The sequence below is a fragment of the Curvibacter lanceolatus ATCC 14669 genome (genome assembly GCF_000381265.1).
Classification (GTDB): domain Bacteria; phylum Pseudomonadota; class Gammaproteobacteria; order Burkholderiales; family Burkholderiaceae_C; genus Curvibacter; species Curvibacter lanceolatus.
This window is the reverse complement of sequence record NZ_KB906266.1, coordinates 25,499-48,511: the sequence shown is the minus strand read 5'-3', so window position 1 is coordinate 48,511 and position 23,013 is coordinate 25,499. Positions and strand designations below refer to the sequence as shown.

General features: G+C 67.4%; 17 protein-coding genes. 5 read left to right on the top strand and 12 right to left on the bottom strand.

The features are described from left to right. Positions 1 to 101: 101 nt before the first annotated feature. Genes F624_RS0121550 through F624_RS0121540 form a run of 3 tightly spaced genes read left to right on the top strand, consistent with a single transcriptional unit; the run spans position 102 to position 3,474 of the window. Positions 102 to 1,046, top strand: a complete 945-nt coding sequence (locus tag F624_RS0121550) for a glycosyltransferase family 2 protein (protein WP_019576431.1) — start codon at positions 102 to 104, stop codon at positions 1,044 to 1,046. Next, positions 1,043 to 2,656, top strand: a complete 1,614-nt coding sequence (locus F624_RS0121545; RefSeq protein WP_031255794.1) for an ArnT family glycosyltransferase — start codon at positions 1,043 to 1,045, stop codon at positions 2,654 to 2,656. The genes F624_RS0121550 and F624_RS0121545 overlap by 4 nt, the downstream gene beginning before the upstream one ends. Then, positions 2,653 to 3,474: an HAD-IIB family hydrolase gene (locus F624_RS0121540; RefSeq protein ID WP_019576429.1), complete on the top strand. Its 822-nt coding sequence runs from the start codon at positions 2,653 to 2,655 to the stop codon at positions 3,472 to 3,474. Before F624_RS0121545 ends, F624_RS0121540 begins: the two co-directional genes overlap by 4 nt. Here the strand turns inward: F624_RS0121540 and F624_RS0121535 are convergent. From F624_RS0121535 to F624_RS0121520, 4 genes are all read right to left on the bottom strand, one after another. Then, a complete protein-coding gene (locus F624_RS0121535) occupies positions 3,457 to 3,792 on the bottom strand; it encodes a hypothetical protein (RefSeq protein ID WP_031255792.1) in 336 nt (111 codons plus the stop codon). The two genes, F624_RS0121540 and F624_RS0121535, sit on opposite strands and share 18 nt — an antisense overlap. A gap of 54 nt (positions 3,793 to 3,846) precedes the next feature. Continuing rightward, entirely contained in the window at positions 3,847 to 4,809 is a 963-nt protein-coding gene (locus tag F624_RS0121530; protein WP_019576427.1) for a Bug family tripartite tricarboxylate transporter substrate binding protein, read from the bottom strand. Between the two features lie 82 nt (positions 4,810 to 4,891). Then, positions 4,892 to 10,648, bottom strand: a complete 5,757-nt coding sequence (uvrA, locus tag F624_RS0121525) for an excinuclease ABC subunit UvrA (RefSeq protein WP_019576426.1) — start codon at positions 10,646 to 10,648, stop codon at positions 4,892 to 4,894. Positions 10,649 to 10,764: 116 nt separating this feature from the next. Beyond that, positions 10,765 to 12,429 carry an MFS transporter gene (locus F624_RS0121520; protein WP_031255791.1) on the bottom strand — a complete coding sequence of 555 codons (1,665 nt, stop codon included), beginning with the start codon at positions 12,427 to 12,429 and terminating at the stop codon, positions 10,765 to 10,767. 375 nt (positions 12,430 to 12,804) lie between these two features. On the opposite strand from F624_RS0121520, the gene F624_RS0121515 reads away from it, so the two are divergent. Both F624_RS0121515 and F624_RS0121510 read left to right on the top strand, forming a co-directional pair. Further along, positions 12,805 to 13,113 (top strand): DUF485 domain-containing protein, encoded by a 309-nt coding sequence (locus tag F624_RS0121515; RefSeq protein ID WP_019576424.1) that lies wholly within the window; start codon positions 12,805 to 12,807, stop codon positions 13,111 to 13,113. Further along, on the top strand, positions 13,110 to 14,840 hold the full coding sequence (locus F624_RS0121510; RefSeq protein WP_019576423.1) for a cation acetate symporter: 1,731 nt from the start codon (positions 13,110 to 13,112) through the stop codon (positions 14,838 to 14,840). Before F624_RS0121515 ends, F624_RS0121510 begins: the two co-directional genes overlap by 4 nt. Positions 14,841 to 14,930: 90 nt before the next feature. Here F624_RS0121510 and F624_RS0121505 read toward each other — a convergent pair whose 3' ends face one another. The 8 genes from F624_RS0121505 to F624_RS0121470 form a co-directional block, all read right to left on the bottom strand. Then, positions 14,931 to 15,596 (bottom strand): 3'-5' exonuclease, encoded by a 666-nt coding sequence (locus F624_RS0121505; protein ID WP_019576422.1) that lies wholly within the window; start codon positions 15,594 to 15,596, stop codon positions 14,931 to 14,933. Next, a complete protein-coding gene (locus F624_RS0121500) occupies positions 15,593 to 17,422 on the bottom strand; it encodes a DUF294 nucleotidyltransferase-like domain-containing protein (RefSeq protein ID WP_019576421.1) in 1,830 nt (609 codons plus the stop codon). Before F624_RS0121500 ends, F624_RS0121505 begins: the two co-directional genes overlap by 4 nt. A 95-nt stretch (positions 17,423 to 17,517) precedes the next feature. Further along, positions 17,518 to 18,162: a 2-hydroxychromene-2-carboxylate isomerase gene (locus F624_RS0121495; RefSeq protein ID WP_019576420.1), complete on the bottom strand. Its 645-nt coding sequence runs from the start codon at positions 18,160 to 18,162 to the stop codon at positions 17,518 to 17,520. Positions 18,163 to 18,189: 27 nt separating this feature from the next. Further along, positions 18,190 to 18,429 carry a DUF1289 domain-containing protein gene (locus tag F624_RS0121490; protein WP_019576419.1) on the bottom strand — a complete coding sequence of 80 codons (240 nt, stop codon included), beginning with the start codon at positions 18,427 to 18,429 and terminating at the stop codon, positions 18,190 to 18,192. Beyond that, a complete protein-coding gene (locus F624_RS0121485) occupies positions 18,426 to 18,932 on the bottom strand; it encodes a YbaK/EbsC family protein (protein WP_027478502.1) in 507 nt (168 codons plus the stop codon). Before F624_RS0121485 ends, F624_RS0121490 begins: the two co-directional genes overlap by 4 nt. A 72-nt stretch (positions 18,933 to 19,004) precedes the next feature. Next, positions 19,005 to 19,913: a hydroxymethylglutaryl-CoA lyase gene (locus F624_RS0121480; RefSeq protein WP_019576417.1), complete on the bottom strand. Its 909-nt coding sequence runs from the start codon at positions 19,911 to 19,913 to the stop codon at positions 19,005 to 19,007. Positions 19,914 to 19,946: 33 nt separating this feature from the next. After that, a complete protein-coding gene (locus tag F624_RS0121475; RefSeq protein WP_019576416.1) occupies positions 19,947 to 20,885 on the bottom strand; it encodes a 2-hydroxyacid dehydrogenase in 939 nt (312 codons plus the stop codon). A 48-nt stretch (positions 20,886 to 20,933) separates the two neighbouring features. After that, positions 20,934 to 22,931 carry an acetyl/propionyl/methylcrotonyl-CoA carboxylase subunit alpha gene (locus F624_RS0121470; protein ID WP_019576415.1) on the bottom strand — a complete coding sequence of 666 codons (1,998 nt, stop codon included), beginning with the start codon at positions 22,929 to 22,931 and terminating at the stop codon, positions 20,934 to 20,936. Positions 22,932 to 23,013: the final 82 nt, after the last annotated feature.

Here is a 23,013-nt window from a genome sequence, read left to right as displayed (position 1 = left end):
GGCTGTGGCAAGATTGCTCTCCTTGTTAACAATAGGATACCCAGGGAGGAAAAGGGAAGTGCTATCCCTGAACTGGGTGCTACCTGCCACAACTGCCACCCATGGTCATGACCCAGCCCCGCATTGCCGTCGTCGTCCCCTGTTACAACGAAGCCTTGTCGATCCAATTGGTGATCGACGAATTCAAGACCTGCCTGCCCGAAGCCGAGTTGTTTGTCTTCGACAACAACTCCAGCGATGACACGGCTGGCATCGCCCGCCGGGCCGGCGCCACCGTGATCCCGGTCAAACTGCGCGGCAAGGGCAATGTGGTGCGGCGCATGTTTGCCGACGTCGAGGCCGACGTGTATGTGATGGTCGATGGCGATGCCACCTATGACCTGCGCGACATCCGGGCCCACATCGACCAATTGCTGGCGCAACGCCTGGACATGCTGGTGGGTTGCCGACGCGACGATGGATCCAACCCGCAGACCTACCGGCCCGGCCATCGCCTGGGCAACCTCATGCTGACAGGCTCGGTGGCCTGGATCTTCGGGGGCAGTTTCACCGACATGCTGTCGGGCTACCGGGTGTTCTCGCGCCGCTACGTGAAATCCTTCCCGGCCATGTCGCAAGGCTTCGAGACCGAGACCGAGCTGACAGTGCATGCCCTCGAACTGCGCATGCCCTATGCCGAGGCCGACATCATCTACCGCGCCCGCCCCGAGGGCTCGACCAGCAAGCTCTCGACCCTGCGTGATGGCTGGCGCATTCTGGGCACCATCCTGAAGCTGTTCATCAGCGAGCGACCGCTGGCCTTCTTCGGCTTGCTGGCACTGCTGCTGGTCTTGTTGGGCCTGGGGTTGGCGATCCCCCTGCTGCTGACCTACGCCGAGACCGGACTGGTACCACGCCTGCCCACTGGCGTGCTGGCCACCGGCATCATGATGTGCGCCGGGCTGTCGCTGGTGTGCGGAGCCATTCTGCACACCGTGACCACCGGGCGCCGCGAAGCCAAGCAATTGGTTTACCTGGGCATTCCCTTCTGGCAAGGTCTGTCATGACACATCGATCCGAACCTTGGTACCGCTCGTGGGGAGGCTGCCTGGCCGTCGGCGTCTTCCTGCTGGGGGTGCTGCGGATGATCGAATGGCCGGGCATCTACATGGACGGGGTCAACCCCGACTACGTGGCGGCGCGCATGCTGCACCCCGAGCTGGACAACCCGGTCTGGCTCCAACCCTTCGCAGGCCTGCCCTTGCTGGGAGGCATCTATCACGGCATGCAAAACACCTATGTCGGCTTGCCCTTCTTCTGGCTGACAGATTTCTCCGTCGCCGGTTTGCGGCTGGCACAGGCCTTGTTTGGTGCCATCAGCGTGCTGGTGGTCTACCGCATCACCTGGCGCCTGAGTGAACGCCGCTGGCTGGCCACGGCCGCAGCCCTGGGTCTGGCCTGTGACGCGGCATTCGTGATGTCGTTTCGAACGCAGAACTACATCATCCAGGGCGGCATGACCTGGTTGCTGCTTTCCGTGGACAGCCTGCTTCCAGTGATGAATCGCCAACAGGTGGATGCGCCCGCCCCCCGCTGGTTCCGGTCCGGCCTGTTCGCAGGCCTGGCCATCTACGGCTACTTTGTGCTGGGATTCTTCATGCCGGTGCTGATGCTGGGGGTTCTGGCACTGGCCTCGCCTGGGCAACGCTGCCGCAGTCTGATGCGTTGGGCTCTGGGCGTGTGCCTGGGATTGATGCCTTATGTCATCGGCTACGCCTCGATGATGATCGCCCTGGGTGGCCCCAACGCCTTTGTGACGCACCTCGATCACACGGTGCGAGGCCTGGCTCCCATGGCTACCGGCTACACCTGGTCAGACACGCTGAGCTATCTTTTGACCATCGCCCGCCTGGGTTTGAGCAATGGCGGCAACGAGTACATGATGTTTCGGCAAGGGGTGAGCGGCCCGTGGGCCGACCACAAGCTGGACCTACTGGCCTTGTGTTTGCTGCTGGGCACCGGCCTGCTGACCTGGAGGCGCTCCCCTATCGGATCCCGGCAACAGACCCCTGCCTGGCTGGTGCTGATGCTGCCCATCTGCTATGGGGCCTTCAGCATGGTGTTTGGGCACCGGCTCTGGGCTCACCATTTCACCGTGCTGGTCCCCTTGTTCTACCTGTGCCTGGCCTGCACGCTGAACCTGGTCTTGAACACCTGGACAAGCAGCGAACGCCCCGGCCGTAGCGGCACCTGGGTTGCCGGAGCCTTGTGCCTGGCCCTGCTGGGTGGCAACATCATTCAACAACAGCACGTCTTCGACGCCCTGGCACGCACCGGTGGTGTCGGGATGATGAGCCACAACATCAACCTGATGGCCAAGCAGGCCCTCACCGACAAGGACAGGGCCGTCTATGTGCTGCCCGAATGGGGTTTCATGATGCCCTTGATGTTCCTGACCGGAAACCAGGTGCCCATGCGTACCAGCCTGGACACAAAATGGCTGGAACGCTTTCGAGGGCGCAACACCGAACTGCGTCTGCCCATCTGGAACGAGCAGCAACTCGCCAAGTACCAGGCCGAGTTGCAGAACCTGAACCTGCAGCTACTGGGGGTTCAGACCTTCCGACAACTTGATGGCCCCATCGCGTTCTATGTTCTGCGCGCCCAGCTCCCATGATCAGCCCATCATTTCTGCAAGCACTGCACCAGTTCCCAGCCACGGCTCAGCCCCGGGTGCACGGGCTCCTCACCGACATCGACGACACCCTCACCACCGAGGGTGCCATCGCGCCTGAAGCCCTGCAGGCCCTGCATGATCTGAAGGCGGCCGGCTTGCGGGTGATCGCCATCACCGGGCGGCCGGTGGGCTGGAGCGAGCCCTTTGCCCCGGTCTGGCCGCTCGACGCCCTGGTGGCTGAAAACGGGGCCGTGGCCTTGATCCCCGAAGCCGACGGCCGCCTGCGGCGCTGCTACCAGCAGGATGAGGCCCTGCGACAACAGCAGTACCAGCGCATGCAGGCCGTGTTGCAGGAGATTGAAGCCACCGTGCCGGGCGCCAGGCGGGCCACCGACTCGGCCGGGCGCGAAACCGATATCGCGATCGACCACAGCGAGTTCACCGAACTGCCGCCTCAGGCCATCGAGCAGGTGGTGGCCCGGATGCGGGCGGCGGGCATGAACGCCACGGTGAGCAGCATCCACATCAACGGCTGGTACGGCCCGCACAACAAGCTCGAAGGAGCGCGCTGGATTCTGCGCGAGCTCTGGGGTCGCAAGCTGGACGAGGAGCTGGACCGCTGGGTGTATGTGGGTGATTCGACCAACGACCAGTTGATGTTCCAGCACTTTCCGCTCAGTGTGGGAGTGGCCAATGTGCGCCGCTTCGTGCCGCAATTGCAGCACCTGCCGCGCTACATCACCCCCAGCGAGCGCGGCGCGGGTTTTGCCGAACTGGCCCAGGTGTTGTTGGCGGCACGTTCAGTCTCGCCGGGCTGAGCCGGGCACCTCGATGGCGGCATCACAGCCCACGCCCGCCGCAATCCAGCGCCGGGCCAGGCGGGCCAGCAGCGGCGCAGCCCAACGCAGGGGCGATGGCAGATAGGCCGCCGGGGCGCTGAGCATGCCACAGCGGTAGATCGACAGCTCAGGCGCCCACTGCAGCGCCTGGCAGGCACCGCGGCGGCGCCGCGACACCAGCACGCCCAAGGGGCAGGGCTCGGCCAGGCAGCACACGCCGCAACCATTGCAGGGCTGGCCCCAGGCCGGCTTGGCCGGGGCTTGGGGGTGAATCTCGATGACGCGGTGTTCGGACATGGGCAGCGCTGAGGGCCCCGCCATCATGCCAGCCCGGGCCAGAAGCCCATGCGATCAGGACGGCTTGTTCAGGCCCAGCTTCTCGATCAAGGCCTTCTCGCGGCTGAAGGTGTCCTGGGCAAACTTCTGGTACTGGGTGCTGTCCATGTAGTTGGGCAGCATGTCGTAACGGCCCAGGGCCTGCACGTAGCTGGGCTCTTCCATGGCCTTCTTGAACGCGTCGTGCAGGCGCTTGACCACCTCGGGCGGCGTGCCGCGGGGGGCACCGATGCCAAAGGGCGAGTTCTGCACCAGGTCCAGGCCCAGCTCCTTGAGCGTGGGGGCATCGGGAAACTTGGCCAGGCGTTGCTCGCCCCAGGTGTTGAGCACTCGCAGCTTGCCACTTTCGACCTGAGGGGCAAAGCCGGTCGAATCGGCGGCCGCCATCACGTGCCCGCCCAGCACGGCCTGCATCAGGTCGGCGCTGCCCTTGTAGGGCACATGGGTCAGCTCCAGGCCCAGCTTCTGTGCCACCTGCTCCATGGTCAGGTGCGGGCTGGTCAGGGTGCCGGTGGAGCCAAAGGTGAGCTTGCCCGGGTTGGCCTTGGCATAGGCCACAAAGTCGGCCCAGGTCTTGATCGGGCTGCTGCTGGGCACCACCAGGCCAAAGGCATAGCCGGTGACGTTGATCACGTAGCTGATGTCTTTCACCGGGTCCCAGTTGATCTTGGTGGTGTAGGGCATGCGGAACACGCCCAGGGGGATCTGCGCCACGGTGTAGCCGTCGGCCGCCGAGCTCTGCAGGGCCTGCGCCGGCAGGGTGCCGCCAGCGCCAGGTTTGTTCTCGACGATGACGGGCTGGCCCAGGATCTTGCCGGCGTTGTCGGCCAGCTGGCGCATGGTGATGTCGGTGGGGCCACCGGCCGGAAAGGCGATGATCAGCTTGACCGGTCGGGCCGGAAAGGCCTGGGCGTGGGCCGCCAGCGGGCCCAGGGCCAGGGTGCTGCCAGCCAGCTTCAGCAGGGATCTTCTTTGCATGGGGGTGTCTCCAGTGAAATGGCGCCGCGCGCCGAATCTCAGGCTGCGCTTTTGCGCAGCCTTGTCCCATGACCGTAAACGATCAGACCTCTGCCGCCTGTCCCCCGCGTGCCAGCACCGGTGCCAGCGCCACCCCGGTGTGGGTGGCGCGCTGCACCAGGCCTTCGGGGGTGGTGGCGGCCACGATGCGCCCCCCGCCCTGCCCGCCTTCGGGGCCCAGGTCGATGATCCAGTCGGCCTCGGCCATCACGTCCAGATCGTGCTCGATCACCACCACGCTGTGACCACCGTTGACCAGCCGGTGCAGCACGTGGATCAGCTTTTCCACGTCGGCCATGTGCAGGCCCACGGTGGGTTCGTCCAGCACGTAGAGGGTGTGCGGCGCCTTGTTGCCGCGCCGGGTCACGTCGTCGCGCACCTTGCTGAGCTCGGTCACCAGCTTGATGCGTTGCGCCTCGCCACCCGACAGCGTGGGCGAAGGCTGGCCCAGCGTGAGGTAGCCCAGACCCACGTCCTTGAGCAACTGCAGCGGGTGGCTGATGTTGGGCATGGAGGCGAAGAAATCCACCGCCTCGTCCACCTCCATCTGCAGCACATCGCCGATGCTCTTGCCGCGCCAGGTCACGGCCAGGGTCTCGGGGTTGAAGCGCGCGCCGTGGCAGGTCTCGCAGGGCACCTTCACGTCGGGCAGAAAGCTCATCTCGATGGTGCGCACACCGGCCCCCTCGCAGGCCGGGCAGCGCCCTTCACCGGTGTTGAACGAGAAGCGGCCGGCGGCATAGCCCCGGGCCTTGGCCTCCAGCGTCTCGGCGAACAGCTTGCGGATGGTGTCCCAGAAGCCGATGTAGGTGGCCGGGCAGCTGCGCGGGGTCTTGCCGATGGGGGTCTGGTCCACCTCCAGCACCCGGTCGATCACCTCATAGCCTTGGACATCGGCGCAGCCGACCAGGCCCACACGGCGCCCCTCGGCCTGGGCCAGCCGCCCGGCCTGGGTGCTGCGCTGCTGCACCAGGGCCTGCACATTGGTGAGCAGCACGTCACGCGCCAGGGTCGACTTGCCCGAACCCGAGACACCGGTCACCGCCACCAGGCGCTTGAGCGGCACCTGCAGGGTGATGTTGGCCAGGTTGTGCAGGCGCGCCCCTTCCACGCTCAGCCATTGACCACCTTCGGGCGCACTCAGCACCTCACGGCGCGGCGCCAACGGGTGCCGGATGGCGTGCAGCAAGTAGCGTCCGGTGACCGATTCGGCACAGGCCCCGATCTCGGCCGCCGTGCCCTGGGCCACCAGACGGCCGCCGCGTTTGCCCGCGCTGGGGCCGATGTCGATGATGTGGTCGGCGTGGCGGATGGTGTCCTCGTCGTGCTCGACCACCACCAGGGTGTTGCCCTTGTCGCTGAGGTTCTGCAGCGCCTTCAGCAGGATCTGGTTGTCGCGCGGGTGCAGACCGATGGTGGGCTCGTCGAGCACATAGCACACGCCCTGCAGGTTGCTGCCCAGCTGGGCGGCCAGGCGGATGCGCTGGGCCTCGCCACCGCTCAGGGTGGGGGCGCCACGGTCCAGGGTGAGGTAGCCCAGGCCCACCTCGTCGAGAAAGTCGAGGCGGCTGCCGATCTCGGGGATCAGATCGCGGGCGATGTCGCGCTCACGCGCGCTCATTTCGTCGGGCAGGGCCAGCGAGGCCACCCAGTCGCGCACCTGCAGCACCGAGCGCTGGGCGATGTCGGTGATGCCCACCTGGGCAAAACGCACCGCACGCGCCACCTTGTTGAGCCGGGTGCCTTCGCAACTCGGGCAGGCCTCGTCGCTCAGGTCTTCCACCTCGGGCTCGGCAAAGGTCTGCTCGCGGCCCTTGTTGTCGTCGTCGCGCACCGAATCGTCGAGCGCCTTGCGCTGCTCCTTGCTCAGGCGCACGCCGGTGCCCACGCAATCGGGGCACCAACCGTGCTTGCTGTTGTACGAGAACAGGCGCGGGTCGAGTTCGGCGTAGCTGGTGCTGCACACGGGGCAGGCGCGCTTGGTGCTGTACTGCGTCAGGCGGCCGATGGCCGAGGTGTCGCGGCCCTCGGCCATGGCCTCTTTCAGGCCGGCCAGGTCGCTCAGCACATGGACCACGCCCTTGCCATGCTCCAGCGCGGTGGCCAGGGCCTGGCGCAACTCGGCCTCGTTGTCGGGCCGCACCATCAAGCTCCACACCGGCAGCTCGATGGTGTGTTCCTTGAAACGGTCGATCCGCGGGAAGCCCGTGGTGGGCAGGAACTGTCCATCCACCCGCAGGTGGGTGTAGCCGCGCGGGCGGGCCCAGTCGGCCAGCTCGGTGTAGACCCCCTTGCGGTTGATCACCAGCGGCGCCAGCAGGCCGATGTGCTGACCGCGGAACTGGCGCAGCAACTGCGAGGCGATGCTGTCGGGCGTCTGCGGCTGCACGGCGGCGCCGTCGTGCACGCAGTGCTGCACGCCCAGCTTCACATAGAGCAGGCGCAAAAAGTGCCACAGCTCGGTGGTGGTGCCCACGGTGGACTTGCGCCCGCCGCGCGACAGGCGCTGCTCGATCGCCACCGTGGGCGGGATGCCATACACCGCATCCACCTCGGGCCGCCCGGCCGGCTGCACGATGCTGCGCGCATAGGCGTTGAGGCTTTCAAGGTAGCGGCGCTGCCCTTCGTTGAACAGGATGTCGAAGGCCAGGGTCGATTTGCCCGAGCCGCTGACCCCCGTGACCACGCTGAACTTGCCGCGCGGGATGTCGACCGACAGGCCCTTCAGGTTGTGCTCGCGGGCGTTGACGATCTGGATCGCATCGGCCCCGTGGGCCGGCACCTGGCGGCGCGGGCGCACCAGGGCCTGCAGCGGCGTGCCCTCTTCGACGGCATGGGCGCCCAGGCCCATGGCGCGGTCGTACTCGCGCAGCGCCTGGCCGGTGTGCGAGGTGGCGTGGGCCCGCACGTCTTCGGGCGTGCCCACGGCCACCACCAGGCCGCCGCCATCGCCCCCTTCAGGGCCCAGGTCGATCAGCCAGTCGCTGGCGCGGATCACGTCCAGGTTGTGCTCGATCACCAGCAGTGAGTGCCCGGCCTCCAGCAGCTTGCGCAGGGCGCGCATGAGCTTGGCGATGTCGTCGAAATGCAGGCCGGTGGTGGGCTCGTCGAACAGGAACAGCGTGCCCTTGCGCGCCACCGGCTGGCGGCTGGAGCTGCCGGCCTTGGCGGCCTCGGCCAGAAAGCCGGCCAGCTTCAGGCGTTGCGCCTCGCCGCCCGACAAAGTGGGCACGGGCTGGCCCAGCTTCACGTACTCCAGGCCCACATCCACGATGGGCTGCAGGGCGCGCAGCACCTCGCGGTCGCCGGCAAACAGGCTCGCCGCCTCGCTGACGGTCAGGTCCAGCACATCGGCCACGCTCAGGTGGCGGCCCCCGCGCTCGATCTTGACCTCCAGGATCTCGGGGCGGTAGCGCTGGCCATCGCAATCCTGGCAACGCAGGTACACGTCCGACAGGAACTGCATCTCGACGTGTTCGAAGCCCGAGCCGCCACAGGTGGGGCAACGGCCATCGCCGCTGTTGAAGCTGAATTTGCTGGCGGTGTAGCTGCGCTGGCGGGCCATCGGCGCGGTGGCGAAGATCTCGCGCAGCGTGTCCCAGGCGCCCACATAGCTGACGGGGTTGGAGCGCGCCGTCTTGCCGATGGGCGACTGGTCGACAAACACCACATCGCCCAGGTGGTCGGCGCCCAGCAGGCGGTCGTGCAGGCCCGGGGTTTCGGTGGCGCGGCCGAAATGGCGCAGCAGCGCGGGCGCCAGCACGTCCTGGATCAGCGAGGACTTGCCCGACCCCGACACGCCGGTCACGCAGACCAGGCGCTGCAGCGGGATCTCGACCGACACATTCTGCAGGTTGTGCTCGCGCGCCCCTTCCAGGATGAGGCGCGGCGTGTTGTCACTGACCAGGCGCTTGAAGCCCATGCCCACCTGCTTGCGCGCGCCCAGGTACTGGCCGGTCAGGGTATCGGCACGGCGCAGGTCGTCGGTGGTTCCGTCGAACACGATCTGGCCGCCACGCTCGCCCGGGCCCGGGCCCATGTCGATCATGCGGTCGGCCGCCAGCATCACGGCCGGGTCGTGCTCGACCACCACCAGGGTGTTGCCGGCGTCGCGCAGCCGGTGCATGGCCTCGGTGATGCGGTTCATGTCGCGCGGGTGCAGGCCGATGCTGGGCTCATCAAGCACGAACAGCGTGTTCACCAGAGAGGTGCCCAGCGCCGTGGTCAGGTTGATGCGCTGCACCTCGCCGCCCGACAGGGTGCGGCTTTGCCGGTCCAGCGTGAGGTAGCCGATGCCCACGTCGCACAGGTATTTGAGGCGGGTGGTGATCTCTTCGTACAGCAGCTTGAGGGCCTGGGCCTCACCGTCCGAGCCATGGCCCGGCAGGTGCAGGGCATCGAAGAAGCGGCGCAGGCGCTCCAGCGGCAGCAGCATCAGGTCGTGCAGGCACAGGCCGGGCAAGGCCTCGAGCTGCTCACGCGACCAGGCCACGCCGGCCGGCATGAAGCGTTTGGCAGGCGCCAGCACGGCGTCGGCGGCTTCGCGGCTGCCGATGCGCCACAGCAGGCTTTCGGTCTTCAGGCGGGCGCCGGCGCAGGTCTCACAGGGCGTGTAGCTGCGGTACTTGGACAGCAGCACCCGGATGTGCATCTTGTAGCTCTTGGTCTCCAGGTACTCGAAGAAGCGTTTGACGCCGTACCAGTGCTGGTTCCACTTGCCGTTCCAGTTGGGCGAGCCCTGGATCACCCACTTCTGCTGCTCGGGGGTGAGCTTGTACCAGGGCGTGTCGCGCGGGATGCCGGCCGCCTCGGCGTGGCGCATCAGGTCGTCCTGGCACTCGGCCCAGGCCGGGGTCTGCAGGGTCTTGATGGCACCGGCGCGCAGCGTGAGCTTGTCGTTCGGGATCACCAGGCCGTAGTCCACCCCGATCACGCGCCCGAAGCCACGGCACACCTCGCAGGCGCCCACGGCCGAATTGAAGGAAAAGGCCGACGGGATCGGCTCGCTGTAGCGCTGGTCGCTGTCGGGGCAGTGCAGCCCGGTGGAAAAGCGCCACAGCTCGGGCTCGGCATCGTCACCCGCCAGGGCATAGACGTTCAGACGCCCGCTGCCGCGCTTGAGCGCGGTCTCGATGGCCTCGACCACCCGCACCTTCTCGGCGTTGCCCACGCGCAGGCGATCGGCCACCACGTCCAGTACCTTGCGCGGGCCGGTGGGTGTGGCCACCTCGCGCTCGGCCTGCACGCGGGTGAAACCGCTGGCCGCCAGCCACTGGCCCACCTCGTCGGCCGTGGCGCTGGCCGGCAGCTCGACCGGGAAGGTCAGGATCAGGCGCGGCTCCACCCCGTCCACGCTGGCGGCCTGGGCCCGCGCCAGCAACTGGGCGTAGATGGTCTCGGGCGAATCGTGGCGCACGGGCTGCGCGGTCTGGCGATCGAACAGGGCGCCGGCACGGGCAAACAAGAGCTTGAGGTGGTCGTTCAGCTCGGTCATCGTGCCCACGGTGGAGCGCGAACTGCGCACCGGGTTGGTCTGGTCGATGGCAATCGCCGGCGGCACCCCCTCCACCCGGTCCACCGCAGGCTTGTCCATGCGGTCCAGGAACTGGCGCGCATAGGCCGAGAAGGTCTCGACGTAACGGCGCTGCCCCTCGGCATACAGGGTGTCGAACACCAGGCTCGACTTGCCCGACCCACTGGGCCCCGTGACCACGGTCAGCTCACCCGTGCGGATGTCCAGATCGAGGTTCTTGAGGTTGTGCTGGCGGGCACCGCGGATTTTGATGATTCCCTGGGTCATGGTCGGCTGGTTCCTGTGGAGGCCAAACATTCTAGGCAGCCCGCCGCGAAGCCAGCATGACGCCAGCCAAAGCCCTTCAAAGTCGGTGCGCCCTGGCCGGGCGCACCGACAGCAGCTCAATCAGCGCTGTAGATATCCACCTGCCGGGTCTCCGGCACAAACACCAGGCCGATGGCCAGGGTCGCCGCAGCGATCACCACCGGGTACCACAGCCCGTGGAACATGTTGCCGTTCTGCGCCACCATGGCAAAGCTGATGGTGGGCAGCAGGCCGCCGAACCAGCCGTTGCCCACGTGGTAGGGCAGGCTCATCGAGGTGTAGCGGATGCGGGTGGGGAACAGCTCGACCAGCATGGCCGCAATGGGCGCGTAGACCATGGTCACGTAGATCACCAGCAAGGTCAGGATGAGCACGATGGTCACGTGGTCCACCTTGGCAGGGTCGGCCTGGGTCGGGTAGCCCGCGGCCTTCAGGGCCTCGCCCACCTGCTTCTTGAAGGCGGCGATGGCGCGAAAGCTCTCGTCGTCGAACTTGTGGTTGACCACCCGGCCCACCGGGGCCGGGATGTCCTGCTCGCCGATGCGCACCCGGGCCGGGCCGCCAGCCGCCGACACCTGGTTGGAGTAGCTCACCGCGTTCTGGGCCAGAAAGCGCTTGGCGATGTCGCAGGAGCGGTAGAAGTCGATCTCGCGCGCCACCGGGTTGCCCTGGAAGGAGCAATCCCCCGCGGCGGCGATCACCACGATCTGGTTGCGCGCCTGGGCCGCCGCCAAATCGGGGTTGGCCGCCTGGGTCAGCGCCTTGAACAGGGGGAAGTAACTCACGGTGGCCAACAGCAGGCCGGCCAGGATGATGGGCTTGCGCCCGATGCGGTCGGACAGCGTGCCGAACACGATGAAGAAGGGCGTGCCCAGCAGCAGGGCCACGGCGGTCAGGATGTTGGCGGTCGAGCCGTCCACCCGCAGCACATTGGTCAGGAAGAAAGGTGCATAGAACTGCCCCGTGTACCAGACCACGGCCTGCCCGGCCACCAGGCCGAACAGGGCCAGCAGCACCACGCGCAGGTTCTTCCAGCGGCCGAAGGATTCGGTCAGCGGCGCCTTGGAGGTCTTGCCCTCGGCCTTCATCTGCTTGAAGGCGGGCGACTCGTTCATCGACAGGCGGATGAACACCGACACCCCCAGCAGCAGGATGGAGACCAGAAAGGGAATGCGCCAGCCCCAGTCGGCAAAGGCGGCCTCGCCCACCAGGCTGCGCACCCCCAGGATGACCACCAGCGACAGGAACAGCCCCAGCGTGGCGGTGGTCTGGATCCAGGCCGTGTAGGCGCCCCGCCGCCCGGGCGGCGAATGCTCGGCCACATAGGTGGCCGCCCCGCCATACTCACCGCCCAGGGCCAGGCCCTGCAACATGCGCAAGGCCACCAGGATCACCGGCGCCGCCAGCCCCACCGTGGCGTACGACGGCAGGATGCCCACGATGAAGGTGGACATGCCCATGATCAGGATGGTGACCAGGAAGGTGTACTTGCGCCCGATCATGTCGCCCAGGCGCCCGAACACCAGGGCCCCGAAAGGCCGCACGATGAAGCCGGCCGCAAAGGCCAGCAGGGCGAAAATGAAGGCCGAACTCGGGTCCAGCCCCGAGAAGAACTGCTGCGCGATGATGCCGGCCAGCGATCCGTACAGGTAGAAGTCGTACCACTCGAAGACGGTTCCGAGTGAGGATGCAACGATGACACGGCGCTCCTCGGGCGTCATGGGGCGTGCAGAGGCTGCCATGTTTTGTCTCCAGTCGTGTGGGTGCAGCGTGCCCTGCTTGGGCACTTGCAGCCACTATCAGAAGCTTCTCTGACCGAACCCTGACAAACAGGCTCGGGACATGCCCTGATGCAAGGGTAAACACGGGTCAGGGGTTTACCCGATCCCCATGCCGCCTGTCGCCGGCTGAACGGTCGATCTCATACCGTTCAGCGCGCCAGAAAACCGCTGGAACCCGCATGGGGCTTGGGTTTGCGGATTTTCGGGTCTTGGCCGACGGGGCTGGCTTATCGCTGGCTTACGTAAGCAGTTGGTCAGGGAGGCTACCCAGAATTGTTTCGTGGCCGGTGGCTTTCGGGCCACGCCCTGCATCCATTCCACCAACTGGAGAGAGACATGAGCGACCCCGTTGTCGACAAGATAAAAACCCACCCGAAGTACCTGGAACTGCGCCGCAAGCGCAATGGCCTGGGCGTTCTGCTGACCATCCTGATGCTGGTCGTCTACTACGGCTACATCGCCCTGATCGCCTTTGACAAGGCCTTTCTGGCGCAGCCCATCGGCACCGGCGTGACCACTGTGGGCGTGCCGATCGGCATGGGCGTGATCATTTTCACCATCATCATCACGGCCATCTACGTGAAGCGCGCCAACGGTGAATTCGACCAGCTGACCAAGGACATCCTGAAGGACGCCACAAAATGACAAAGCAACTCCAATTCGCACTGGCGGGCGCCCTGGCACTGGCGGCCAGCGGCTCGGCCCTCGCGGCTGGCGGGGACCTGGGCGAAGCCGCCAAGCAGGCCACCAACTGGACCGCCATCCTCATGTTCGGCGCCTTTGTGGCGGGCACGCTGTGGATCACCAAGTGGGCCGCAGCCAAGACCAAGTCGGCCTCTGACTTCTACACCGCGGGCGGCGGCATCACCGGCTTCCAGAACGGCCTGGCGATTGCGGGCGACTACATGTCGGCCGCTTCCTTCCTGGGCATTTCGGCCATGGTGATGGGCGCTGGCTATGACGGCATCATCTACTCGATCGGCTTCCTGGTGGGCTGGCCCATCATCACCTTCCTGATGGCCGAGCGCCTGCGCAACCTGGGCAAGTTCACCTTTGCCGACGTGGCCGGGTACCGCTTCCAGCAGACCCCGATCCGCGCCTTCGCGGCCTCGGGCACCCTGGTGGTGGTGGCCTTCTACCTGATTGCCCAGATGGTGGGTGCCGGCCAGCTGATCAAGCTGCTGTTCGGCCTGGACTACTGGCTGGCGGTGGTGATCGTGGGCGCGCTGATGATGGTCTACGTGCTGTTCGGCGGCATGACCGCCACCACCTGGGTGCAGATCATCAAGGCCTGCATGCTGCTGGCCGGCGTGAGCTTCATGGCCTTCATGGTGCTGGCCAAGTACGGTTTCAGCCCCGAAGCGCTGTTTGCTGAAGGCGTGAAGGTGAAAGCCGCCATCGCCGCCAACGCTGGCAAATCGCCTGAAGAGGCGGCCAAGATCGGCCTGTCGGTCATGGGCCCAGGGGGCTTCATCAAGGACCCGATCTCGGCCATCTCCTTCGGCATGGCGCTGATGTTCGGTACCGCCGGTCTGCCCCACATCCTGATGCGCTTCTTCACGGTGCCCGACGCCAAGGAAGCCCGCAAGTCGGTGCTGTGGGCCACCACCTGGATCGGCTACTTCTACGTGCTGATCTTCATCATCGGCTTCGGCGCCATCACCCTGGTGCTGACCAACCCCGAAATGGCCGACGTGGCCAAGGGCGTGATCAAGGGCGGTGCCGGTACCGCCAACATGGCGGCCGTGCTGGTGGCCAAGTCGGTCGGCGGTGACGTGTTCTACGGCTTCATCTCGGCCGTGGCCTTCGCCACCATCCTGGCCGTGGTGGCCGGTCTGACGCTGTCGGGTGCCTCGGCCGTGTCGCATGACCTGTACGCCACCGTGTTCAAGAACGGCAAGGCCGACAGCGCCTCCGAACTGAAGGTGTCGCGCCTGACCACCATCGCCCTGGGCATCGTCGCCGTGGTGCTGGGCATTGCCTTCGAGAAGCAGAACATCGCCTTCATGGTGTCGCTGGCCTTCGCGATTGCCGCCTCGGCCAACTTCCCGGTGCTGTTCCTGTCGGTGCTCTGGAAGGACTGCACCACCAAGGGGGCCGTGATCGGTGGCTTCCTGGGCCTGATCTCCTCGGTGGGCCTGACCATCGTGTCGCCCTCGGTGTGGGAAGCCACGCTGGGCTACCCCAAGGGCTCGGCCTGGTTCCCGTACTCGTCGCCGGCCCTGTTCTCGATGGCCATCGGCTTCTTCGGTGTGTGGCTGTTCTCGGTGCTGGACCGCAGCGCCCAGGCCACCAAGGAACGTGCCGCCTTCGCTTCGCAGCAGGTGCGCTCGGAAACCGGCCTGGGTGCCTCCGGCGCCTCGGGTCACTGAAGCGGAATCGGGTCGCCCTGACGCGCCCCGTCTCCCCCCCATGAAAAAACCGGGCCTAGGCCCGGTTTTTCTTTTTCTGCGCCGCGAGCGCTAGCCGCTCTTCAGCGCCCGCAGCTTGATGAAGGCCAGGCCCGCCATCACCGCGTCATTGATGGCGTCGTGGGCATCGCGCAGCGGCAGCTGCAGATCGGCCATCAGGGTGGCAAAGCGCAGGTCGATGTCGGCGTTGTCGTGCTGCTGGTAGGGCGGCAGCTGGCGAAACTTGTGGTCGTAGTACAGCGCCGACACCTCGATCTTGGGCTGCGGCAAAGGCTGGCCCAGCAGGGGCCGCACCACGCGGTTGAGCATGGCCACATCGAACTCCAGAAAGTAACCCACCAGCGGGCGCGGCCCGATGAAGTGCAGCAGGCGGCGCACCGCCTCGTCGGCGGGCAGGCCTTCGGCCACGTCGCGCTCACGCAGGCGGTGGATGCGCACGCTCTCGGCCGATACGCCGCGCTCGGGGCGCACCAGCAGTTCCAGCCGCTCGCTGGTCATGAGGCGGTCGCCCACGATGCGCACGGCCCCGATGGAGACGATCTCGTCGCTGCGCACATTGAGGCCGGTGGTCTCGCAGTCGAGCGACACCCACTCATCGGGCGGCGGGTCGTCGAACAGAAAGGCAAACGAGGGGTCGGCCAGGCGGCGCAAGGCCCAGTCACGGCGCAGGCGTTGCAACCAGCGGTTGGCCACCGAGGGCAAGGGCAGGGTGCTCATGACAGGGCGTCCAGGCGGAAACGGTGGCGCAGCTGCACCTTGAAGCGCTTGACCACGCTGAGCGAATCCTTGAGCAGGTCGCGGTCCAGGGCGCTGAGCTGGGCAAAGTCGACCGCGCCGGTGACCGGCCGCTTCAGGTCGATCTCGGCCAGGCCGGCCTTGAGCTTGAGGCCCATGAACACCTGCAGGCTGTCGGTCAGCTCGGTGGCCGTGTCGGCACTCAGGGCCCCGGTGGCCACCAGGGCCGTGATGCGGCCGCTGGTGCTGGTCTCGGTGATGCGGTGGGCCAGTGCCAGGCTGCGCACCCCGTGCACCAGCGGAAAGATGCCTTCTTTCTTGAGGTTGAGCTGACGATCATCCTCGCCCAGCGAGAACAGCCGGTGCAGCCAGCCATTGGAAGATTCGCCGAAGGCATCAAGCGCCGAGGCAAAGCGGCTCAGCATGGCCTCATTGTCCAGCGACAGGGCCTGCACCTGCTCCTGCACCCGGGTCAGCAAATGGGCGTCGCCGCAGACCGCATGGGCGTCCATGAAGATGGCGAGCTTCATGAGCTTGTCGCCATCGGGCACCAGCAGCCAGTCGCGGGCGCGCTGGCTGAACTCGCTGACGCTGCCGCGCCAGTCGGGGTTGCTCAGCATGATGTGGCCCGGGCATTCGGGGTAGCCGAATCGGCTCAGGGCCGCCGAGAAGCGCTCGCAAAGGGCCTGCAGATCGGCCGGCGGCACATAGCCGTCGCGCAGCACCAGGGCGTTGTCCTGATCGGTCTTGAGCAGCTGCTCGCCGCGGCCCTCGCTGCCCATCACGAACAGGCAGCTGTTGGCCACCAGTTCGGGCGGCGCCAGCATGTCCCAGGCGCGTTCGAACAGGCGCAGGTTGAGCTGCTGCACCAGGCGCGCAATCAGCCCCACCCGGGTGCCGCCGCGCGACAACAGGCCGATCATGCGGTTGATCTGGGCGGCCGCTTGCTCCAGGCCGGCCAGATCGCGGGCCTGCTCGATCTGCACCGTGATGAGGTGCGAGTGGTTGCCCAGGAAGCTGAACAGGTCCAGGGCCTCCAGGATGCCCCGCACCTCGCCGCCTTCGGCCACCACCACACGGTGCACCCGGCTGCGCAGCATCAGGGCCATGGCGTCGCCCAGCAGATCGCCCGGGCGCACAGTGACCAGCTGGTAGCTGGCCAGCTCGCCCACGGCCAACTGGTCGAGCGGGCGGCCGTCGAGCACCGCGCGCTGCAAGGCGGTGGCGGTGAAGATGCCCAGCCGGGGCGGGTCGCTGCGGCTGTCGCGCACCAGCACGTTGGAGGTCTTTTCGGCCTGGAAGCGGCGCACCACCGTGACGATGTCGGTGTCGGCCTCCACCGTGGGGGCCGGGCGCACAAAGGCCTCGTCGACCCGCGCCATGGTGAGCGAGTGCAGCTCGTGGCTGCCCTGGCGCTGGGCCAGGGTGCTGAGCTTGTTGCTGAGGTCGGAGAACAGCAGCGCGCCAAAGGTGGCGTTCGAGGCGATCAGCTCGTTGACGGCCTGGTGCGCCAGCTGGTAGGCCACCACCTCTTCCGAGGCCACGAAACGGTGGCTGACACGGCCCGCCACCAGGCCCCGGCCATCAAAGCAGTCGTCGGGGCCATAACTGCCGATGACCTCCTCGCCATCGAGCTGGGTCACATAGCCCTTGATGATGACGAACAGGTGGGTGGGCGCCGAGCCCACCTCGAGGATGGGGGTGCCGGCGCGAAAGTAGGCCACATCGACACTGTTGCGCACCAGACGCTGCTCGTCGGGGTTCAGGCAGTCGAATGGCGAGGCCGAGAAATTGAAGGCGTTGGGCATCGCTTGTCTCCGATCAGGGGCCGCGGCGCCGAGGCGGGCTGCGGTGTTGTCGAGAGATTGTCGCGCCGCCCAGGGCGCCGCGACTTGACCCAGGTTCAGCTTTGGAGGTCCTGCTTGAGACCGTTCGTCACCTGGGGCACCGTGTCCCAGTGGTCCTGCAGCCAGGGGTCACCGGCCAGACAGGCCCGCAGCAGGGGCAAGGCGTCCAGGCCCCAGAACACGCGCCCATCGACCACCCAGGTCGGCACACCGAAGGCGCCTGCCGCCAGCGCCTCCTGGGTGTTCTGGCGCAACCGGGCCCGCAGCGCATCGGCGCCCGGCTCGTGGCGCAAGGTCAGGCGCTGCTGCAAGGCCTGCAGGCGTTCGGGGTCCAGCGCATCCTGGCCGCCGTGCCAGACATGGCGCATCACTTCACGCGCCACATGGCGGCTGATGCAGCCGTCCACGCTGGTGGCCAGGGCCAGGCTCAGCAAGGGCACGGGCGAAAACGGGTGCTGCGCCGGCATCTGCAGGCCCACGCCCAGGCTGTGCCCCAACCAGGCCACGTGGCGGTAGGTCCAGTCACGCTTGGGCGCGATGCCTGCCGGCCCACCGTGGCCGTATTGCTTGACCAGGGCCCCCAGCAGCACGGGCTTGTAGCTCACGTGGTAGCTCAGGCCCTGCAAGGCCTGGGGCAGTTGCTCCAGCGCCAGCCAGGCATAGGGCGACACGAAGTCGAGGTAGAAATCGATGTGTTTCATGCGGTGCTGGGGCCACGGGGTGAGGACTCAGGCCTGGGGCTCGCGCACCAGGCCGCTGCGCAGCAAGACCTGGCGCCAGACGCTGCGCTTGTAGCCGTCGGAGGCGCCGCTCCAGGCGCGCAGCTCGTCCAGCGTGCGGTAGCAGCCCTGGCACAGGCTGCGGTCGGCCGTCATGCGGCACACCGAGACACAGGGCGAGGGCACGTTGTCCTCGGCCGCCATGGCGGCCTCGGCCTTGGCGGCCAGCAGCTCGAGCGTGGAGCTCATGGCGCCGGGGCCTGGGCCACATCGGCCACCGGGGCGCCACCCGTCAGCGATTCGAGATCCTGTGGGCGCAGACGGAACACGCCATTGGGGTGCCCGGCCGCGGCCCAGACCTCTTCGAAGCGGAACAGATCGCGGTCGATCAGGGTCACGGGGGGGTTGAGGTGGCCCACGGGCGACACGCCGCCGATGGCAAAGCCGGTGCTGGCGCGCACGAAATCGGCGTCGGCCCGGCCGGTCTTGCCCACCAGGGCGTCGACCTTTTTCTCGTCCACCCGGCGGTCGCCCGAGGCGATCACCAGCACGGCGAGGTTGTCGCTCTTGCGCTTGAAGATGATGCTCTTGGCGATCTGGCCCACGGCCACGCCCAGGGTGTCGGCGGCCTCCTGGGCCGTTCGACAGGATTCGCCCAGCATTTGCGGGGCATGGGGATGGCCCTTGGCCTGCAGCGCAGCGGCCACGCGCTGCACGCCATCAGGCAGGGGTTTCAATTCGGCACCACACATGGTTCTGGCTTCCTCAGGGTTCATCACGGCCAGCATTGTGCCGCTGTAGCGATGTCCAGGCACCCGCAGGGTTCAAGCCGAGCGTTTGTTGAGGATGGCCTTGCCGGCGCGCGAACCGGTGGGTCGGCCCAGGTGGCGGCTGATGAAGTCGCCCGCGTCGATGAGGGCATCGAGGTCGATGCCGGTGTCGATGCCCATGCCGTGCAGCATGTAGACCACGTCTTCGGTGGCCACATTGCCGGTGGCGCCCTTGGCATAGGGGCAGCCGCCCAGGCCGGCCACCGAGGTGTCGTACTGCCACACCCCCATCTGCAGTGTGGCCAGGGTGTTGGCCAGGGCCTGGCCGTAGGTGTCATGGAAGTGGCCCGACACGTCATCGAGCGCGTACACCTGCAGGGCGGCCTCCATGGCGCGCTGCACCTTGAGCGGCGTGCCCACGCCGATGGTGTCGGCCACGCCCACGTGCTGCACGCCGATGTCTTTCATGAGCCGGGCCACCTGGGTCACGCGCTCAGGGGCGATGTCGCCCTCATAGGGGCAGCCCACGGTGCACGAGATGGCGCCCCGCACGCGGATGCCGGCGGCCAGCGCCGCGGCCACCACGGGCGCGAAGCGCTCGATGCTCTCGGCGATCGAGCAGTTGATGTTGCGCTGGCTGAAGGCCTCGCTGGCGGCGCCGAACACCACGATCTCGTCGGGCCGCGACAGCACCGCCGCCTCATAGCCCTTGAGGTTGGGCGTGAGCACCGAGTACTGCACCCCGGCGCGGCGCTGCAGGCCCGCCATGACCTCGGCGTTGTCGCCCATCTGCGGCACCCACTTGGGGCTGACGAAGCTGGTGACCTCGATGTGCGTGAGGCCGGCGTCCTGCAGGCGGTGCACCAGGCCGATCTTGACCTCGGCAGGCACGGGCTGTTTTTCGTTCTGCAGGCCGTCACGGGGGCCGACCTCGACCAGTTTGACGCGGGTGGGCAGTGTCATGGGGGTGTCTCCGGGGATAAGTGCGCGCCGGCTTCAGTAGCCGCGCTCGGGGTTGACCACGCCGGCGATGGCGTCCAGCGGGGCGCCGGCCTGCAGCGCCCGGATCTTGCCGGCGATCTGGGCCATGCTTTCTTCACGCAGGGTGCGGGCCGAGGTGTGCGGTGTGACCGTGATCTGCGGGTGCTGCCAGAAGGCATGGCCGGCGGGCAGCGGCTCGGTGCGGAACACGTCCAGGGTGGCGCCGGCCACCTGGCCACGGGCCAGGGCGTCCAGCAGATCGGCCTCGACCAGGTGGGCGCCCCGCGCCACGTTGATCACATAAGCGCCGGGAGCCAGGGCCGCCAGGGTGTTGCGGTCGATGATGTTTTCGGTCTCGGGGGTGAGGGGCAGCAGGCAGACCAGTACCCGGGTGCCGCGCAAAAAGGCCTGGAAGCCCTCGCCGCCCACCGGCCCCGAGAAGCACTCGATGCCCTCGACCTGTTTGGCGCTGCGGCTGTAGCCACGCACCGGAAACTCGAACAGGCGCAAGGCCTGGGCCACCCGCTGGCCCAGCACGCCCAGACCCATCACGCCCACAGTGAAGTCGCTGCGCAGGCGGGGCTTGCGGTAGGACCACTTGCCCAGGGCCACGTCGGCCTCATAGCCATCGAGCTCGCGGAAATGCCGGATCACGGCATGGGCCACGAACTCGGCCATCTGCACCGACATGCCGGCATCGTCCAGGCGCACCACCGGCACCCCAGCGGGCAGGCGGCTTTTCATCAGGGCATCGACGCCCGCGCCGATGTTGAAGATCGCGCGCAGGCCGGCCTGCTGATCCAGAAAGGCCTGGGGGGGTGCCCAGACCACGGCGTAGTCGGCCTGGGGGTCGCCGGGCTGCCAGTTCGTGATGCGGGCGTCGGGGAAAGCGGCCTGAAGGCCGGCTTTCCAGGGCTCAGGCTTGGTGTCGGTAAGGCAGAGTGTGATGTTCATGGCGCCGCAGTCTGCCATCAAGTGCCCGTTTCTGCAGTCGCAGGCCGGTCAGGCCGCGACCTCCAGGCGCAGCAACTCGGCGCCATCGCTGACCTGATCGCCCGGGGCGTAGAGCAGCTCCAGCACCGTGCCATCGGCGGGCGCGGCGATGGTGTGTTCCATCTTCATGGCTTCCATCACGGCCAGGGGCTGGCCCTTGCGCACCCCATCGCCGGCCTTGACGGCAAAGGACACCACCTTGCCCGGCATGGGCGCCGTGAGGCGCCCGCCTTCGCCCTGGCTATCGCCCGCGTGGGCCAGCAGGTCGATCACGGTGATCTGCGAGGCGCCGGCCGCCGCAAACACATGGGCCACCTCGCCCAGCACATCGACCTGAACGCCCAGGCGCTGGCCCTGAAACTCAAGCAGCAGGCCCGAATCAGCGTGGCGCCAGTTCAAGGGGCCGGCGGCCTCGCCAATGGCCAGTTGCAGCTGGCCATCGTGCCCGTAGGTGAGGCGGGCCTCACAGCGCTCGCCATGGAACTCGAAGGCAAAGCGGCGCACGGTCTCGCCGTGCGAGCGCCAACCGTCGCGGCGGCTGAAGGGGTCGGCACCGGCCAGGGCCTGTTCGGCCGCCAGGGTCTGGGCCACCACGGCGGCCGCCACCAGGGGCAGGCCCAGCACCTCTTGCTGGAACAACACGGCCTGCTCGCGCTGGATCAGCGCCGTGTCGAGCTGGGCCCCGGCAAACGAGGGGCTGCGCACCACATGGCGCAAGAACTGCACATTCGTGGCCAGGCCCACGATGTGGGTCTGGGCCAGTGCGGCGTCGAGCCGCGCCAGCGCCTCTTCGCGGGTGGCGCCGTGCACGATGAGCTTGGCCACCATGGAGTCGTAGAACGGGCTGATGGCATCGCCCTGGCGCACGCCGTCGTCGATGCGCACCGTGCCGCGCTCGAAGCTGGTGCTGGCGGGCTTGCGGTAGATGTCCAGGCGGCCGGTGGCGGGCAGGAACTGCTTGTCGGGGGTCTCGGCACAGATGCGGGCCTCGATCGCATGCCCCTGGATGCGCAGGTCGGCCTGCTGCAGGGGCAGCGGCTCGCCGCTGGCCACGCGCAGCTGCCACTCGACCAGATCGAGGCCGGTGATGGCCTCGGTGACCGGGTGCTCCACCTGCAGGCGGGTGTTCATCTCCATGAAGAAGAAGTTCATGCTGCCGTCGGCGCGCTGCTCGACGATGAATTCGACCGTGCCGGCGCCCACATACTGGACCGCCTTGGCCGCGGCCACGGCGGCAGCGCCCATCTGCTGACGCATGATCTCGCTCAGGCCCGGGGCCGGGGCTTCTTCGAGCACCTTCTGGTGGCGGCGCTGCACCGAGCAATCACGCTCGAACAGGTAGACGCACTGGCCGTGGGTGTCACCAAAGACCTGGATCTCGATGTGGCGCGGGCGCTGCACGTATTTCTCGATCAGCACGGCGTCGTCACCAAAGCTGTTGATGGCCTCGCGCTGGCACGAGGCCAGGGCCGCCGCAAAGTCTTCGGCCCGGTCGACCGCCCGCATGCCCTTGCCGCCGCCGCCGGCACTGGCCTTGATCAGCACCGGGTAGCCGATGCGGTCGGCCTCGCGCTGCAGCAGCTCAGGGTTCTGGTCGGCACCGTGGTAGCCGGGCACCAGAGGCACGCCCGCCTTCTCCATCAGTTGCTTGGATTCGGCCTTGAGGCCCATGGCCTTGATGGCCGAGGCCGGCGGGCCGATGAAGACCAGGCCGGCGGCCGCGCAGGCCTGGGCAAAGTCTTCGTTCTCGCTGAGAAAGCCATAGCCCGGGTGGATGGCCTCGGCCCCGGTGGACTTGGCGGCTTCCAGGATGCGCTCCCAGCGCAGGTAGCTGTCCTTGGGGGCGCTGCCGCCCACATGCACCGCCTCGTCACAGGCGGCCACATGCTTGGCCTGGGCATCGGCATCCGAGTAGACCGCCACTGTCTTGATGCCCATGCGGCGGGCCGTCGAGGCGACCCGGCAGGCTATTTCGCCGCGATTGGCAATCAGGATTTTTTTAAACATGGTGTCCTCGCGTCTCAATACCCTGCACACGCTGCGCGTGTCAGGCAATTTGGCTTCGCCGCTGCGCCGCGTTGCGGCTTGT